Source organism: Rhodococcus cercidiphylli, assembly GCF_033042225.1.
Classification (GTDB): domain Bacteria; phylum Actinomycetota; class Actinomycetes; order Mycobacteriales; family Mycobacteriaceae; genus Rhodococcoides.
Map to the genome: position 1 here is coordinate 376,881 of NZ_JAWLKE010000005.1, position 16,917 is coordinate 393,797.

The window sequence follows — 16,917 nt, forward strand, 5'->3', positions numbered from 1 at the left end:
CGTTGTTTCCTGCAAGGCCACTACGGCACAGCAGAACGGTGTCACCGGGAGCGACTTATCAAGGTTACGGCAGAGAGACGGCCAGGGTCAAACTGCCCCGCGCTGCTAGGCATCGATGTCCACCGGAGGCCCTGCAGGCCGCGCTGCTGCGCGCCGTCTGCGAGGACGTGCCGCCGGCACCTCCACCGGCTCCACGGACTGCTCGGCCGCCGCCGTGAGCGGAGCCGCCGCCTCGTCGGGTGCCGTCCCCGCCTGGTCGGAGGCCGTGGCGTCCGCGGAGTCGTCCGCGGCAGGAACGACGATCACCATGCCCGCGTCGGGCGCTGTGCCGGTCGGCGCGGCTGCCTTGCGCGCCACCCGCCGTCCGCGTCGAGCCTTCGGTGCCGCCGGCTCGACGGAAGGCTGTTCGGCCTCGGTCTCGGTGGCCGCATCGGCTGCCGTGACGTTCGTCTCCGCGTCGGCGACCGCAGCGGCCGCAACCTCCACATCGTCGGCGGAGACCACGGTCACCTCGGCGTTGCCGCCTGGAGCTTCGGGGGCCGGTGTCTCGACATCGGCGGGGCTGACGTCGGCCACCACGTCGTCGTGGTGCGCCGCCATGGCCAGTGCCACCGGATGCGCCCGCTTGATCGACGGATCGACCACGGGGTGTTCCTGACCGTCTGCCGCACCGGCACGATCGTTCGAGGAGGCCCGCTCGTTGCCGTCGGACCGATCGTTGCCGTCGGCCTTGTTGTCCTTGCCACGACGACGCCTGCTGCTGGTTCCCGAGTTGCCCGATTCCGAACGCGACGAGTTCGACCGACCGCCGTCGTTGTCCGGCTTGGCGTCGATGGGGAACGGGTGCACGACGATGCCACGACCCTGGCAGTGCTCACACGTGGTGGAGAACGCCTCGACGAGCCCCGTGCCGAGCTTCTTGCGGGTCATCTGCACCAGACCGAGCGAGGTCACCTCGGAGACCTGGTGGCGAGTCCGGTCGCGTCCGAGGGACTCGGTGAGTCGTCGGAGTACGAGATCGCGGTTGGACTCGAGCACCATGTCGATGAAGTCGACGACGATCATGCCGCCGATGTCTCGCAGCCGCATCTGGCGCACGACTTCCTCGGCGGCCTCGATGTTGTTGCGAGTGACCGTCTCTTCGAGATTGCCACCCGACCCGGTGAACTTGCCGGTGTTGACGTCGACGACGGTCATCGCCTCGGTGCGATCGATCACCAGGGTGCCGCCGGACGGCAGCCAAACCTTGCGATCGAGGGCCTTGGCCAGCTGCTCGTCGATGCGGTGCGCGGCGAAGACGTCGACGGAACTGCCGTCGGCCTCGTATCGGTGCAACCGCTCCATCATGTCCGGGGCCACGGTCTCGACGTAGTTCGACGTCGTCGTCCACGCCTTGTCGCCCTCGATGACGAGCTTGGAGAAGTCCTCGTTGAACAGGTCACGGATGACCTTGACGAGCATGTCGGGCTCTTCGTACAGCGTCTGTGGTTGCACGCCCTTGCCGGTTTCGGCGTTGGCCGAGCGTTCTTCGATGCTGGCCCACTGCGCCTGCAGGCGAGTCACGTCGCGTGCGAGCTCTTCTTCGCTGACGCCCTCCGCTGCGGTGCGGATGATGACGCCGGCCTCGGGAGGCACGATGTCGCGGAGGATCTCCTTGAGCCGCTTGCGCTCGGTGTCGGGCAGCTTGCGGCTGATGCCGGTGGAACTTCCGCCGGGCACGTAGACGAGGAATCGACCCGCGAGCGACAGCTGCGTGGTCAGGCGAGCACCCTTGTGCCCCACCGGATCCTTGCTGACCTGGACGAGAACCTGATCGCCGGGCTTGAGAGCCTGCTCGATCTTCCGTGAGTTTCCGCCCAACCCCGCAGCGTCCCAGTTGACCTCGCCCGCGTACAGCACGCCGTTGCGGCCACGCCCGATGTCGATGAAGGCTGCTTCCATGCTGGGCAGCACGTTCTGAACGCGGCCCAGGTAGACGTTGCCGACCATCGACGCAGTGGCACTGCTGGTGACGAAGTGCTCGACGAGCACACCGTCTTCGAGCACGGCAACCTGAGTGGTCAGCGGGTGATCCGGAGTCGCTTTCTCACGCACGACCATGACGCGGTCAACGGATTCGCGGCGAGCCAGGAACTCGGACTCGGTGAGGATCGGCGGCCGACGACGACCGGCATCGCGCCCGTCGCGGCGGCGCTGGCGCTTGGCCTCGAGACGCGTCGAGCCCGTGATTCCCTGGACCTCGTCCCGGGGTGCCCGGCTCTTGTTGCGCGGCTCGCGCTCGTGCACGACGGTGTTGGGCGGATCGTCCTCGGACGAGGCACCCTCGGCAGCGGCCTCTGCTCCGGTCTTGCGCCGGCGACGGCGTCGACGACGACGGCTCGAGCCGTCTCCGTCCGAACCGCCGTTGTCGGAGTCGTCGTAATTGTCCTGGGCACCCGAATCGGACTCGTCGTCGCCGTCCTCGGCCGAGGAGTCCGCGGTGCGCGTGTCGTCGGAGGAATCGGTCGAATCGGAGTTCTGCCGGTCCGAGGTACGGCTGCGAGTGCGCGATCGACGCGAGCGTCGTCCCGAGTTCGACTGCTGCTCGTCACTCGACGAGGACTCGTCCGAGTCGGAATCGGTCGATTCTGTGTCGGCCGAATCGGTGGTCTCCGAGTCGCCGTCGGAATCGTCTTCGGAATTGTCGTCGTTCGACTCGTCCGAGGACTGCTCGCCGCGACCGCGGCCGCGACCACGGCGGCCACGGCGGCGGCGTCGAGGCTGCGATTGATCGTCGTCCCCGTCACCGTCGGTCGACCCCTCGGCGGCGGTCGACTCGTCGGCATCGGAAGAGGACCGGTCGGTCGAGACTGCAGAGGTCTCGGGTGCAGAGGTCTCGGGTGCAGCAGTCTCCGGCGTCACCGCGGACTCACTGCCGTCGGTGTCCGCGCCGCTGTCGGTGCTGGCGACCTCGTCCTTGGGCGCTGCCTTGCGGCTGCGGCGACGGCGCGCCGGGGGCTCCGCCGGAGACTCCGCAGATTCCATCGCTGGGGCGTCCACGGCTGCGGGCTGCAGAAACAGCGGGGTGGCGAACGTCGTCGCGGTGGGCTGATCGGTCGCTGCCGCGGACCGATCGGCCTCCGGCTCCGGAGCGGGCGCGCTGGTGAACAGCTGCGGCTCGGACCACGGGGCCTCGACGGCGGGTGCCTCGACAGGTTCCTCCGCAACCGGCTCCGGCTGCGCGGCAGTCGACGACTCGACTGTCTCCCCGGTGGGCGCTGTGGGCGCGTTGACCGAGTCACGAACGGACTCAGCGACGTCACGGCTCAGGCTCGACTGTGCACTGCGCGCTTCGATGCCGAGCTCACCGAGGGTGACGAGCAACTGCTTGCTGGTGACGCCCAGAATCTTTGCAAGAGCGTGCACGCGCAGCCTGGTCGGCAGCTCGATCGTGTCGGGTTGCGCCGACGACACCGCGTCGGTTTCCACAGACGACACCGCGCCGGGAGGCTCCGTACGACCTGCGTTTGCGTTCTGTACATCTTCGGGCGGGCTTTGATCGGCCACGTAGTCTCCTCGGGCCCCCGGGCGCGTCCATCCGACTTCGGGTGTGACGCGGCCACGCGAGGGCAATCCTTGTGTACTCACGTCGGGTTGGACGTCAGCTGTTCGGTCTCGCTCCGCACCCGAGCCGATGACCACTTCGTAGTTCTCGGTGGTCGACGACAGCGTGTGCGGTGCCTGGCTGGATGGTGGTGTACCGGCGATCCGAGCGCCTGATCATCAAGCAAGAACGCGAACGAGCCTGTCTCTCGTTCGAGCATCTGCGATGACGGGCAGCGGATAGACGACAGTCATCCGATCGAATACACCACACCGGTCTAGCGAACTTCGGTGAAGCCTGGGCTTCGGGTGGAGCGTGAAACCTGTACGTACTGGTGCAGTGAAGTCGATCTGTCGTCGAGTATCCCACACGCTGTGATGCGTACTCGCCACGCCGCACCGTTCGGGTTCCGAGCGGATGCGGCGTGGCTGGAAGGAGGCGGTGCTTTTCGTGTCGAAGACGGAACGGTCAGGCGAGGCCGGGGAACCAGAGTGCGATCTCGCGCTCGGCCGATTCCACGGAATCCGATCCGTGCACCAGATTCTGCTGACCGTCGAGGGCGAGGTCACCACGGATGGTGCCGGGAACCGCCTTGGTCACGGGGTCGGTGCCGCCTGCGATCTGGCGGAACGCAGCGATGGCGCGGGGGCCTTCGAGAACTGCGGCCACCACCGGTCCGGACGTGATGAACTCGAGCAGCTCGGGGAAGAACGGCTTGCTCTCGTGCTCCGCATAGTGAGCCGAGGCCAGTTCGCGGGAGACGGTCTTGAGCTCGAGTGCGACGATGCTCAGACCCTTCTTCTCCACGCGGCCGAGGATCTCTCCTACGTAACGCCGGGCAACTCCGTCGGGCTTGATCAGTACAAGGGTGCGGTCGGTCACGTCGAGAACAGTAATGGAACACAGCGATGCGGCGCGCGCCGCATCGCCGAAACCGACAGGTTTCCCCTGTCAGTCGCGCTGCCCCGGCAGCATCCCACGTCGGATTCGCTCGGTGATGTCACGGCGCAGGTACAGCAGATACAGCCACACGGCGATGAAGATCAGGCCGACGATGCCGATGGACAGATGGAACACCGTTCCGAACAGAACGAACACCTGCAGAATCAGATTGAACTTCATCGCCCAGGGCTCACCCTGCTTGCCGGCGCCTGCGATCATCGCGACCGCGAGGAGAACGATGTACGTGGTCGAAAACCACGTTGCACCGCCGCCCACGACGGCCACCACAGGCAGCGAGAGCAGAACGACGATGGCTTCGAGTACCAACGTTCCTGCACAGACACCGCGGAACCCCTTCCACGGATCGTTCGTGGGTGGTCTGAACTCTGTCTCGCTCACGCGGGGTCCTTTCCGAACAGAGTGCGGGCTGCACCGACGGTCACCACGGATCCGGTCACCACGACTCCGGCACCGGACACGGCCTCACCCGGCTCGGCGACTTCCTCGGCCAACCCGATCGCCGTTTCCAGCGCATCGGGCAGGGTCGACGCCACCACGACGCGTTCGTCGCCGAATTTGGCCACCGCGATGTCTGCCAACGCGTCCACGTCCATCGCCCGCGCCGACCCGTTGTGGGTGACGACGATGTCGTCGAACACCGGCTCCAGCGCGTCGAGGATTGCTCCGACATCCTTGTCCGCCATGACGCTGACGACGCCGACGAGTTTGCGGAAATCGAATTCGTCGGTGAGGGCAGCGGCGAGCGCTGCTGCCCCGTGCGGGTTGTGCGCGGCGTCGAGAAACACTGTCGGGGCGTTGCGCACCCGCTCGAGTCGACCCGGATTGACGATCGTTGCGAACGCCCCGCGCACGGTGTCCTGATCGAGTTGACGATCCGGACCCGCACCGAAGAACGCCTCCACCGCCGCGAGTGCGAGTGAGGCATTGTGCGCCTGATGCTCGCCGTGCAGGGGAAGGAAGACGTCGGTGTACACCCCGCCGAGCCCCTGCAGTTCCAGTTGCTGGCCTCCCACGGCGATCTGCCTGCCGAGGACGGTGAATTCCGATCCGGCTCGGGCCACCGCAGCGTCCGCCTGTACCGCCGCCCTCAGCAGGACCTCGGACACCTCGGGCTGCTGCTTCGCCAGAATCGCGACGGTATCGCGCGGCACCAGCGATTCCGGTGCCTTCTTGATGATCCCCGCCTTCTCTCCCGCGATCGTCGCGAGATCGTCGCCGAGGAACTCGACGTGATCGAGGCCGATCGGGGTGATGACGGCAACCTCGCCGTCGACGACGTTGGTGGCGTCCCAACGCCCGCCGAGTCCGACCTCGATGACGGCAACCTCGACCGGGGCCTCGGCGAACGCCGCGAACGCCATGGCCGTGACCACCTCGAACTTGCTCATGCGGGGTCCGCCCGCAGCCTCGGACTGCGCGTCGATCATGTCCACGAACGGAGCGATCTCGTTGTAGGTGTCGACGTAGAGCCGCGGCGAGATGGGCCTGCCGTCGATGCTGATCCGCTCGGTCGCCATCTGCAGGTGCGGACTGGTGGTGCGGCCCGTGCGCCGATGGAACGCGGTGAGGAGCGCATCGATCATGCGGGTCACCGAGGTCTTGCCGTTCGTGCCCGCGACGTGAATCGACGGATACGCCCTCTGCGGCGAGCCGAGCAGGTCCATCAGCGCCGAGATCCGAGCCGTCGACGGCTCGATCTTCGTCTCGGGCCAACGCTTGTCGAGCTCGGCCTCCACGAGTGCGAGCTCGGCCAGATCGACCGGGCTCGGCGGAGGCAGGGGCAGGGCCTCGTCGGATTCGGTCACTTAGGTCCCATCGATTCGAGCCGCGCCGTGATGCGTGCGATCTCTTCGCCGGCGATCGTCTGACGTGTTCTGATCTTGTCCACCACCGCATCCGGTGCCTTCGCGAGAAACGCTTCGTTGCCGAGCTTGCCGGTGGTCTGCGCGAGTTCCTTCTCCGCAGCCGCGAGATCCTTCACCAGTCGGGCCCGCTCGGCGACCAGGTCGACGGTGCCCGAGGTATCGAGTTCGACGACCACGGTGGCCTTGCTGAGACGCACCTCGACCGACGCCGTCGCCGCGAAGTCCTCGGCCGGCTCGGTCAGTCGAGCCAGTGCGGTGACCGCCGAAATCTGCCCGTCCAGATCCGATTCGGAGACTCCCACGATGCGGGCCGCCACCTTCTGGGACGGCTTGAGTCCTTGATCGCTACGGAACCGGCGAATTTCGGTGATGAGTCGTTGCATGTCGTCGATACGCTGTGCCGCAACAGAATCCAGCGAATCGGTGGAGGCAGTGGGCCACGCGGCGACCACCAGCGACTCGCCGCCGGTGAGCACCTTCCACAGCGTTTCGGTGACGAACGGAATCACCGGATGCAGCAGTCGCAGCAAGGCGTCGAGAACGTTGCCGAGAACCCCGCGCGTCGTGACGGCGATGGTCTCGTCGGCGAACTGCACCTTGGCGATCTCGAGGTACCAGTCGCAGACCTCGTCCCAGGCGAAGTGATAGAGCGCCTCGCAGGCCTTGCTGAACTCGTAACGGTCGAACGCCGAATCCACCTCTGCCCGAACCTGTTCGAGTCGGTCGAGGATCCAACGGTCGGCGTCGGTCAGCTCGGACCGCGACGGGAGATCTGCCGGTGCCGCGCCGTTCATCAACGCGAACTTCGTTGCGTTGAACAGCTTGTTGGCGAAATTGCGCGAGGACTGCGCGTGATCCTCGCCGACCGACATGTCGGCACCGGGGTTCGCGCCGCGAGCGAGCGTGAAGCGCAGCGCGTCGGCACCGAACCGATCGACCCAGTCGAGAGGATCGATGCCGTTACCGCGCGACTTCGACATCTTCTTGCCGAACTGGTCCCGAATCAGGCCGTGCAGAAACACATCTCGGAACGGAACCTGCGGCCCCTGCTTGCCTGCGGTGATCGCGTCGTCCGCTCCGACGTAGGTGCCGAACATCATCATGCGGGCGACCCAGAAGAACAGGATGTCGTATCCGGTCACGAGAACACTGGTGGGATAGAACCTCTCGAGATCGGCCGTGGCGTCGGGCCACCCCATCGTCGAGAAGGGCCACAGCCCGGACGAGAACCACGTGTCGAGGACGTCGGGATCCTGCTCCCAGCCCTCGGGCGGGGTCTCCCCCGGTCCGAGGCAGACGGTCTCGCCATCGGGTCCGTACCAGATCGGAATCCGATGACCCCACCACAGCTGACGCGAGATGCACCAGTCGTGCATGTTGTCGACCCAGGCGAACCAGCGCGGTTCCTGGCTCTTGGGATGAATGACGGTGTCGCCGTTACGCACTGCGTCACCGGCCGCCTTCGCCAGGGTGTCGACCTTGACCCACCACTGCAGCGACAGACGTGGCTCGATCGGCTCACCGCTACGCTCGGAGTGGCCCACGCTGTGCAGGTAGGGGCGCTTCTCGGCGACGACGCGGCCCTGCTCAGCGAGTGCTTCACGAACCTTCACTCGCGCCTCGAAGCGATCCATACCGTCGAATTGCGTACCAGTATCGGCGATCCGGCCTGCCTTGTCCATGATCGAGGGCATCGGCAACGAGTGCCGCACGCCCATCTCGAAGTCGTTGGGATCGTGTGCCGGGGTGATCTTCACTGCGCCGGTGCCGAACTCGGGGTCCACGTAGTCGTCGGCGATGATCGGGATCTGCCGTCCGGTGAACGGGTGCTCGAGGGTGGTGCCGACGAGAGCCTTGTACCGTTCGTCGTCGGGGTGGACCGCGACTGCGGTGTCGCCGAGCATCGTTTCGACTCGGGTGGTCGCGACGATGACATGTGGCTCGGAATCGTCGAGCGAGCCGTATCGCAGCGACACCAGTTCGCCGTCGACGTCCTCGAACTTGACCTCGATGTCGGAGATGGCGGTCTGCAGCACCGGCGACCAGTTGACCAGTCGCTCGGCGCGGTAGATCAAACCGTCGTCGAACATCCGCTTGAACATGGTCTGGACGGCCTCGGACAGGCCCTCGTCCATGGTGAAACGCTCTCGACTCCAGTCGACACCGTCGCCGATGCGTCGCATCTGCCCACCAATGGTTCCGCCGGATTCACGCTTCCAGTCCCAGACCTTGTCGATGAACGCCTCGCGTCCGAACTCTTCCTTGGTCTTTCCGTCGGCGGCGAGTTGTTTCTCCACGACGGTCTGCGTGGCGATACCCGCGTGGTCCATGCCCGGCAACCACAGCACCTCGTACCCGAGCATCCGCTTGCGACGACTGAGCGCGTCCATCAGCGTGTGGTCGAGAGCGTGGCCCATGTGCAGGCTGCCGGTGACGTTGGGCGGGGGCAGCACTATGGAATAGGGCGGCTTGCCGCTGGTCGCGTCGGCTTCGAAGTACCCGGCGTCGACCCAGGACCGGTACAGCTCCGCCTCGACCGCACTGGGATCCCAGCTCTTGGGCAGGTCGATCGAATCGGCGGGGTTCTCTGAGTGCTCTGGCGCTGAACTGGTCACCGGTCGATTCTAGTGGCCGAGGATTCGGGGCATCGACACCCTCTCGCCCAGCACGTGCTGGGCCAGGAATGCCAGCACCACCTCGTACCAGACCTTGGCGTGCTGAGGACTCAGAATCCAATGGTTTTCGGCCGGGAAGTAGAGAAAACGATGCTCGGTGTTGCCCTCGTCGTCGGCGGGCAGGCCGGATTCGCTGAGCAGTTCGTACCACAGCCGTAGGCCCTCGCCGATGGGCACGCGATAGTCCTTGTCGCCGTGGATCACCAGCATCGGCGTCGCGATGTCCGCGACGAACAGGTGTGGGGAGTTCTCGACCGCCATCTCCGGAGACATTTCCCGCGCCCAGTACCACGGCGCATCGGTCGTCGGGCCGAATTGATCGAGCGCCCAGAGGCTCGCATGGGTGACGATGGCGTCGAACCGATCGGTGTGTCCGGCGATCCAGTTGGCCATGTAGCCGCCGAAAGATCCGCCCATCGCCGCGGTGCGGGTCTCGTCGATCTCGGGTAGCGCGACCGCGACGTCGGTCAACGCCATCAGATCGGTGAACGGAGCTTTGCCCCACGCTCCCCAGCCGCGCTGTACGAACTCTTGGCCGTACCCGGTGGACAGCGCCGGGTCCGGCAGCAGCACGGCGTACCCGCGCGCGACCATCAGCCACGGATTCCACCGCCACGACCAGGTGTTCCACGAGCCGAGCGGGCCACCGTGCACCCACAGCAGCAGAGGTGCGGGTGCCGCGTCCGAGGCACCCTCGGGCAGTGCAAGCCAGCCGCGCACCCGAGCACCGTCGTCGACGACGGTGTCGATCTCGGTGAGAGTTCCGGGCACCGGACAGCGGTCGACGGAGGTGTCGAGGTCGTCGACGGTGCCGTCGGACAGGTCGATCGAGACCGGATGCGGGGCGGCCAGATACGACGCGGCGAGGGCCAGCACCCTGGTTCCGTCCGAGGACACGTGGACGTGGGTGTACGCGTCGTTCGTGTTCGTCAGCCGACGCGGCTCCGCGCCCTCACGCACGACGAAGATCGGGGACCGGCCGTCGTCGTCCGCGGTGACCAGTACCCCCGACCCGTCCGGCAGCCACACCGGGTCGATCGGCCACCGATCCCAGCCGGGAGCGAGATCGACGACCGAAGCAGACTCGAAATCGTAGCGCTGCAGCGTCATTCGAGGCGCGTCCTCGGGAGTGGAGAGCGATTCACGCACGAACACCACGGACGCTCCGTCCGGCGAGATCGCAGGTGCGCCCAGGTCGGCATCGACGTCGTCGACGATCGTCGTACGCTCCCCCGTCGCGGTGTCGATACGCACCAGCACCGTCCGCACGGTCGCCAGAGCGCCGGGGACGGACCAGGTGGACACGACGAACGAACCGTCGGCACCGACATCGAAGGCCGCTTCGTGCAACGCTCCGGCCGCATCCGACGTCAGATCGCGCAGTCCGGTCGAACCGTCCGACGATCCCGCGAACAGGTGCGGCGTCGCAGGCCCCAGATCGTGATCCCAGAAACGCACCGGAACTCCGGTGTGCAGAATTGCATCCACCTTGTTCGCCTTGCGCTCGGTGCGCAGGGCGTCGTCGTCCTCATCGGTGCTCGACGATCCGAACACCGGCGAGAGCCCGACGAGCCCGAATCCGGAACGGGCGGTCACGACCTCGCTCAGACCGGCGGACCTGGTCTCGAGAACGCGCGCCTCACCGCCCGAGGCAGGCAGAATCCACAGCCGAGCCGGATCGTCCTTGCTCGATGTGCGAGAGAACAACAGATCGCCCGCTGAGGTGAACACCGAAGCACTTTCACCCCACTCGCCGTGGGTGATCCGCCGGGCGGGCGAACCGCCGTCGACATCGATCTCCCACAACGACGTTCGGTACTCGGTCCGCGAATCGTCCAGTGCGGCAACCACGACCACCGCCCGCGAGAAATCGTGCGATGCCGCCAGGCCCGTGACCCTACGGGCTCCGATGTACTCGTCGACGTCGTCGTACACACTCATCCAGCGAGCCTAGCTTTACTGGTCGCCCTCAGTCCTCGCCGAGGTCCTCACGCAGCTGAGCGAGCGTGCGAGCCAGGATTCGCGAGACGTGCATCTGCGAAATCCCCACCTTCTCCGCGATCTGAGTCTGGGTCATCGACCCGAAGAATCGGAGCACGACGATTCGACGCTCACGCTCGGGCAACTTCTCGAGTGCAGGCCGCACCGCGAGGTAGCTCTCCATCTTCTCGAGTTCGGGATCATCGGCACCGAGGGTGTCCATCAGCGGCAACCGATCCTCGCTGACCACCGAGTCGACCGAAACGGTCTGATACGCGCTGCGCGCAAGCAAAGCCTGCGAGGCTTCCTTGACGTCGATCCCCAGCTCGGCCGCGATCTCGCTGGCGGTCGGAGCTCGGCCGAGCTTCTGCGACAGCGATCCCACAGCCTGGGAGATCATCGAGTTCAGTTCCTTCATGCGCCGCGGCACTCGAACCGACCATCCGGCGTCGCGGAAGTAGCGGCGAGCTTCGCCCATGATCGTGGGCACCGCGAACGACACGAAATCCGAACCGCGTTCTATGTCGAATCGGTCGACCGCGTTCACCAGACCGAGACGTGAGACCTGCAGCAGGTCCTCGTGTGCTTCGCCGCGGCCGCCGAAGCGGCGTGCGATGTGTTCTGCGAGAGGCAGGCAGCGGGTGATGATGCGATCGCGCAGCACTCGGCGCTGCGGTGAATTCTCGTCGAGCGCCTGCATCTGCTGGATCAGTGCGACAACGTCGCTGTAATCGTCGGACTCTCGCCGTGTGCTTCGTTCGTGCGGCACAGGCACTAGACCTTGCTCCTCCGCTTGACCACGTCGATCGCGACCGTGTGACCGGCCTCGCCCTCGACGGCGTCGTCGGCGCGCAACTCGATGGCGTCGGTCAGCGTCTGCAACACGTGCCAGCCGAAACTGTCCTTCTTCGGCACGGATGTGGAGGTCAACGTGGAGGTGACGACGATCCGGATTCCGGAGTCGCTCACCGCGAACGTGCACGAGAGCTCTGCATCGGTGACCGAGCCCTTGATCAACTGCGAACACACCTCGTCCACGACCAACTTGACGTCGGCGATGTCGTCGAGCGTGAAGTCGCTGAGCACTGCGAGTGTTTCGGCGACTGCACGGACCACCGGAAGCTGGTCGGCCTCGGCGCGCACCCTCAGCTCGACCGGTGCACCGGAACCTCGCTCCAGTTCTTCGATCTTGCTGACCCCAGCCATCCGCACTTCCTATCGTCGCCGAGCAGTCGTTTTACCGTTCGCCGACCCAGACTACCCAGCGCGGCGTGTTTCAATCCTGGCAGTCGAGCAACCGGACCCGCCCGTCGTTCGGATCGGAGCGGTGGCCGGTGAACGAAGGCCCGGCCGGCATGACGCGGGCGCGGCGAACTGGCACGATCATCGGTGTGGACTACTCGCAGGCACTTCGCTCTCTCGCCCGACGTCTCGGCACATCGACCTCGTACCGAGGCTGGGACGACACCGAACACGAAGTGAGCGACGACACCCTGCGTCAGGTGCTCGCCGCGCGCGGCTACGCGACCGAATCGACCGAGGACGTCGACCGAGCTCTGGCCGACATCGAGAACGCGCCGTGGCGGCGCCTGCTTCCGCCGGTGGTGGTGGCCACACAGGGCACCGACGCCGTGGTGTGGGTCCATGTGCCACACGGCAATCCGGTCGAGGTCTCGATGGTCTCCGAGGACGGCGAGACCATCGAGGTGACCCAGGCCGACATCTGGGTCGATCCCCGTGAGGTCGACGGCCGCCTCATCGGTCGTGCCACGTTCGTCGTTCCGAGCAGTGCACCGCTCGGTTGGCACAGCCTGACCGCGACGACGATCAGCGAGGACAACACGGTCCGGACGTCGGACACGGTCGTGGTCGTCACTCCGAAGTCGTTGTCACCCAACGCAGAACTGGCAGATCGGCAGCGGACGGGCTTGCTCACCCAGCTGTATTCGGTGCGATCGAGACGATCATGGGGAATCGGTGATCTCGGTGATCTCGAGGACATGGCCGACATCGTCGGCCGCGAGCACGGCTTCGACTATCTCCTCGTCAATCCGCTGCACGCCGACCGACCCACCACACCGGTCGAGGCGTCGCCCTATCTGCCGACCACCCGCCGGTTCTTCAACTCGCTCTACATCCGAGTGGAGAACATTCGTGAAACCGCGCTGCTGTCACCGGAACAGTTCGGCAAGGTCCGGAAAGCGGCGAAGCGGTTCGACAAGGCCAACAAGCGAACCGGAAAGCTGAACAGAGACTCGACCTTCACGGCGAAACTGCGTGCCCTGGAACGTGTTCACAAGGTGGAACGGAGCCCGGCGCGCGAATCCGCATTCCGCGCGTTCGTCGAACGCGAGGGTTCCGGACTGCGCGATTTCGCGGTGTGGAGCGCCCTGGCGGAGAAGTTCGGACCCGAGAATTCGGCCTGGACCGACAAGGCAGCACACCCGCGGACCGACTTCGTGCTCGAACAGCGCACCAAGCTCGCCGAGCGCATCGACTTCCACATGTGGCTGCAGTGGATCTGCGACGAGCAGTTGGCCGCCGCGCAACGCTCGGCACTCGATGCTGGGATGGACATCGGGATCATGCACGACCTCGCCGTGGGCGTGGCGCGCGGCGGAGCCGACGCCTGGGCGCTCGGTGACGTATTGGCGTCGGGAGTCACGGTGGGCGCGCCGCCGGACAACTTCAACCAGCAGGGCCAGAACTGGAACCAACCCCCGTGGGATCCGGACCGACTACGCGAACTGGCGTACGTCCCCTACCGCGACATGCTGCGCACGATCCTTCGTCATGCCGGCGGTATCCGCGTCGACCACATCCTGGGTCTGTTCCGCCTGTGGTGGATTCCGCAGGAGGCCGAGAATGCCGGCGGCGGAACGTATGTCGAGTACGACCACGAGGCGCTGATCGGTATCCTGGCCCTCGAGGCCGAGCGGGCAGGCGCGGTGGTGGTCGGCGAGGATCTCGGTGTCTTCGAGCCGATGGTGCAGGAGTACCTCACCGAGCGCGGCATCTTCGGCACCTCGATCCTGTGGTTCGAAGCGGACGAATCCGGGCCCATTGCACCCGAGGACTACCGCACCCTGTGCCTGACGTCGGTGACCACACACGATCTGCCCCCGACGGCCGGATACCTCGAGGGTGAACACATAGACCTGCGGTCCCGTCTCGGCCTGCTCGAACGAGACATCGAGGCCGAGAAGGACATCGACGCAGCCAAGCGCGAGGCAGTTCTCGACCTGGCGCGCGAGCGCGGATTGCTCGGTGCCGACGCCGACAACCACGAGACGGTGGAAGCTCTGCATCGCCTCGTCCAGCGCAGCCCGTCCCTGCTGATCGGTGTCGCTCTCGTCGACGCCGTCGGCGAACACCGAATTCAGAACCAGCCCGGTACCGACGAAACCCAGTACGAGAACTGGAAGATCCCGTTGGCCGACGCGAAAGGCAAGCGTGTGCTCGTCGACGACCTCGTCGATCACCCGCGCCTGGTCTCGTTGGTGAGCGCAATGGCCGACCGAGTCGACGGCCGAACAACACCGGGGTCCACAATCGAAGAATGAGTCACCCACGTCACCGCGAATCCGGCCGATACTGATGGGCCGCATCACCACCCGCAGGCCCGTTGTCCGACTCCGAGGTGAGCACCGCGTCGAACGTCCGGACACTCTCGTGGTGGAGGAGCCGCTCGAGTTGCGGGTGAACGGCGCAGCGCTGGCCGTCACCATGCGCACTCCCGGCCACGACGTCGAGCTCGTTCACGGCTTCCTGCTGACCGAGGGTGTGATCGCCTCGGGAGCCGACATCGCAGCGGCTCGCTACTGCGACGGAGTCGACGACGAGGGCGCGAACACCTACAACGTCCTCGATGTCACCCTGGCCGCGGGAGTCGCTCCGCCCGAGACCGGCGTCGAACGCAACTTCTACACGACGTCCTCGTGTGGGGTGTGCGGCAAGGGATCTTTGGACGCGATTCGCTTGCGCACCAAGCATTCCCCCGTGGCCGATTCCGTCGTCGTGACCTCGGACACTCTCACCGGGTTACCCGACACGTTGCGGGCTGCGCAGAAGGTCTTCGATGCGACCGGCGGCCTGCACGCCGCCGCCCTGTTCACTGCGGACGGCGAGATGCTCGTCCTGCGTGAGGATGTCGGACGCCACAATGCCGTCGACAAGGTCGTCGGCTGGGCGGTGACCAACGATCGAATTCCCCTGCAGGGCACGGTGCTGATGGTCAGCGGCCGCGCCTCGTTCGAGTTGGCCCAGAAGGCGGTGATGTCCGGAATACCGATTCTCGCGGCGGTCTCGGCCCCGTCCTCGCTGGCGGTCGACCTCGCGACCGAATCCGGTCTGACGGTCATCGGCTTCCTCCGCGGCCGGTCGATGAACATCTACTCCCACACCGACCGCGTTCTCGTCTCAGACGGTAGTGCCTGAGTCGTTCCGCAGGCTCCACTCCCGACCGACGTCGACCAGTAGTTCGGCCGCGGTCGCGTTCCTGACCTCGTCCACGGACACACCCGGTGCGGTCTCGACGAGACGGAGACCGTTCTCGGTGACGTCGAGAACTGCCATGTCCGAGATGATCCTGTGTACGCAGCCTTTACCGGTCAGCGGCAGGGTGCACTGCTCCAGAATCTTCGGCTCGCCCTTGCGGGAGACGTGCTCCATCATCACGATGACGCGTCGCGCTCCGTGCACCAGATCCATCGCGCCACCCATGCCCTTGACCATGTGCCCGGGAATCATCCAGTTCGCCAGATCACCGGTGGCGCTGACCTGCATCGCCCCCAGAACGGCGACGTCGACCTGGCCGCCGCGGATCATTCCGAACGACTGCGCGGAATCGAAGTAGGACGCACCGGGAAGGACCGTGATGGTCTCCTTGCCCGCGTTGATGATCTCGGCGTCGAGTTCGTCCTCGGTGGGATACGGTCCGACGCCGAGCACTCCGTTCTCCGAATGCAGGATCACCGAGACGTCGTCGGGGATGTAGTTGGGCACGAGGGTCGGCATACCGATGCCGAGATTGACGTACTGACCGTCGCCGAGTTCCTGTGCCACCCGTGCCGCCATCTGTTCGCGGGTCATCTTCTCGCTCATGCTCGTACCGTCCTCTGCTCGATGCCGACATCGACCGGTCCGACGTGGACCACCCGCTGTACGTGAATACCCGAGGTGTGCACCTCGTCGGGTCCGATCTCACCCGGCTCGACGAGATGCTCGACCTGCGCGATGGTGATGCGCCCCGACTCCGCCGCGGGCGGATTGAAGTTCCGCGCACTGGCGTGGAACACCAGGTTCCCGTGACGGTCCCCCTTCCACGCGTGCACGAGCGCATAATCTGCGACGATCCCGCGTTCCATCACGTAGGTGACGCCGTCGAACTCGCGTGTCTCCTTCGGCGGACTGGCCAGTGCGATTCCGCCGCTACCGTCGTAGCGCAGCGGCAATCCCCCGTCGGCGACCTGGGTGCCGACGCCTGCGGGGGTGAAGAACGCGGGGATCCCGGCGCCGCCTGCGCGCAGCCGCTCGGCGAGCGTGCCCTGCGGAGTGAGCTCGACTTCGAGTTCTCCGGCCAGGTACTGCCGTGCGAATTCCTTGTTCGAGCCCACGTAGGAGCTGATGGTTCTCCGAATGCGGTGCTGCATCAACAGAACGCCGAGACCGAAGCCATCGGTTCCGCAGTTGTTGCTGATGGTCTCCAGATCTGTCGCACCCTGCGCGAGCACAGCGTCGATCAGTATTTCCGGCACTCCGACCAATCCGAATCCCCCGACGGCGATCGAGGACCCATCAGGGATGTCCGCTACGGCTTCGGTGGCGCTGGCCACGACTTTGTCCAACATGA

Annotated in this window: 12 protein-coding genes; 2 read left to right on the forward strand and 10 right to left on the reverse strand. The window is 65.9% G+C overall.

The window, feature by feature from the left end:
* Positions 1–105 precede the first annotated feature (105 nt).
* The 8 genes from R3P95_RS14990 to R3P95_RS15025 form a co-directional block, all read right to left on the reverse strand.
* On the reverse strand, positions 106–3,477 hold the full coding sequence (locus R3P95_RS14990) for a translation initiation factor IF-2 N-terminal domain-containing protein (protein ID WP_317548671.1): 3,372 nt from the start codon (positions 3,475–3,477) through the stop codon (positions 106–108).
* 574 nt (positions 3,478–4,051) lie between these two features.
* Complete coding sequence (ndk, locus tag R3P95_RS14995) at positions 4,052–4,465, reverse strand: nucleoside-diphosphate kinase (protein WP_317548672.1); 414 nt, start codon at positions 4,463–4,465, stop codon at positions 4,052–4,054.
* 69 nt (positions 4,466–4,534) lie between these two features.
* On the reverse strand, positions 4,535–4,924 hold the full coding sequence (locus R3P95_RS15000; RefSeq protein ID WP_094670662.1) for a DUF4233 domain-containing protein: 390 nt from the start codon (positions 4,922–4,924) through the stop codon (positions 4,535–4,537).
* Positions 4,921–6,351, reverse strand: a complete 1,431-nt coding sequence (gene folC / locus R3P95_RS15005) for a bifunctional tetrahydrofolate synthase/dihydrofolate synthase (protein ID WP_317548673.1) — start codon at positions 6,349–6,351, stop codon at positions 4,921–4,923. Before folC ends, R3P95_RS15000 begins: the two co-directional genes overlap by 4 nt.
* Positions 6,348–9,026, reverse strand: a complete 2,679-nt coding sequence (locus tag R3P95_RS15010) for a valine--tRNA ligase (RefSeq protein ID WP_317548675.1) — start codon at positions 9,024–9,026, stop codon at positions 6,348–6,350. The genes folC and R3P95_RS15010 overlap by 4 nt, the downstream gene beginning before the upstream one ends.
* Before the next feature lie 9 nt (positions 9,027–9,035).
* Positions 9,036–11,027 (reverse strand): prolyl oligopeptidase family serine peptidase, encoded by a 1,992-nt coding sequence (locus tag R3P95_RS15015; RefSeq protein WP_317548677.1) that lies wholly within the window; start codon positions 11,025–11,027, stop codon positions 9,036–9,038.
* A 28-nt stretch (positions 11,028–11,055) separates the two neighbouring features.
* A complete protein-coding gene (locus R3P95_RS15020; RefSeq protein ID WP_037193137.1) occupies positions 11,056–11,841 on the reverse strand; it encodes a SigB/SigF/SigG family RNA polymerase sigma factor in 786 nt (261 codons plus the stop codon).
* Entirely contained in the window at positions 11,841–12,272 is a 432-nt protein-coding gene (locus R3P95_RS15025; RefSeq protein ID WP_149406237.1) for an ATP-binding protein, read from the reverse strand. Before R3P95_RS15025 ends, R3P95_RS15020 begins: the two co-directional genes overlap by 1 nt.
* 149 nt (positions 12,273–12,421) lie before the next feature.
* Between R3P95_RS15025 and malQ the strand changes: the two genes are divergently transcribed.
* On the forward strand, positions 12,422–14,629 hold the full coding sequence (gene malQ, locus R3P95_RS15030) for a 4-alpha-glucanotransferase (protein ID WP_188078680.1): 2,208 nt from the start codon (positions 12,422–12,424) through the stop codon (positions 14,627–14,629).
* 34 nt (positions 14,630–14,663) lie between these two features.
* Entirely contained in the window at positions 14,664–15,503 is an 840-nt protein-coding gene (gene fdhD, locus R3P95_RS15035) for a formate dehydrogenase accessory sulfurtransferase FdhD (RefSeq protein ID WP_317548678.1), read from the forward strand.
* Here the strand turns inward: fdhD and R3P95_RS15040 are convergent.
* On the reverse strand, positions 15,486–16,169 hold the full coding sequence (locus R3P95_RS15040) for a CoA transferase subunit B (protein ID WP_317548679.1): 684 nt from the start codon (positions 16,167–16,169) through the stop codon (positions 15,486–15,488). The two genes, fdhD and R3P95_RS15040, sit on opposite strands and share 18 nt — an antisense overlap.
* Positions 16,166–16,915 carry a CoA transferase subunit A gene (locus tag R3P95_RS15045; RefSeq protein ID WP_317548680.1) on the reverse strand — a complete coding sequence of 250 codons (750 nt, stop codon included), beginning with the start codon at positions 16,913–16,915 and terminating at the stop codon, positions 16,166–16,168. Before R3P95_RS15045 ends, R3P95_RS15040 begins: the two co-directional genes overlap by 4 nt.
* Between the last annotated feature and the right edge of the window lie 2 nt (positions 16,916–16,917).

What these genes read in the sequence shown, in the direction of transcription:
- R3P95_RS15015 (WP_317548677.1), bottom strand. Translation starts at nt 11,027, where the DNA reads ATGAGTGTGTACGACGACGTCGACGAGTACATCGGAGCCCGTAGGGTC.
- R3P95_RS15025 (WP_149406237.1), bottom strand. Translation starts at nt 12,272, where the DNA reads ATGGCTGGGGTCAGCAAGATCGAAGAACTGGAGCGAGGTTCCGGTGCA.
- malQ (WP_188078680.1), top strand. Translation starts at nt 12,422, where the DNA reads ATGACGCGGGCGCGGCGAACTGGCACGATCATCGGTGTGGACTACTCG.
- fdhD (WP_317548678.1), top strand. Translation starts at nt 14,664, where the DNA reads ATGGGCCGCATCACCACCCGCAGGCCCGTTGTCCGACTCCGAGGTGAG.
- R3P95_RS15040 (WP_317548679.1), bottom strand. Translation starts at nt 16,169, where the DNA reads ATGAGCGAGAAGATGACCCGCGAACAGATGGCGGCACGGGTGGCACAG.
- R3P95_RS15045 (WP_317548680.1), bottom strand. Translation starts at nt 16,915, where the DNA reads ATGTTGGACAAAGTCGTGGCCAGCGCCACCGAAGCCGTAGCGGACATC.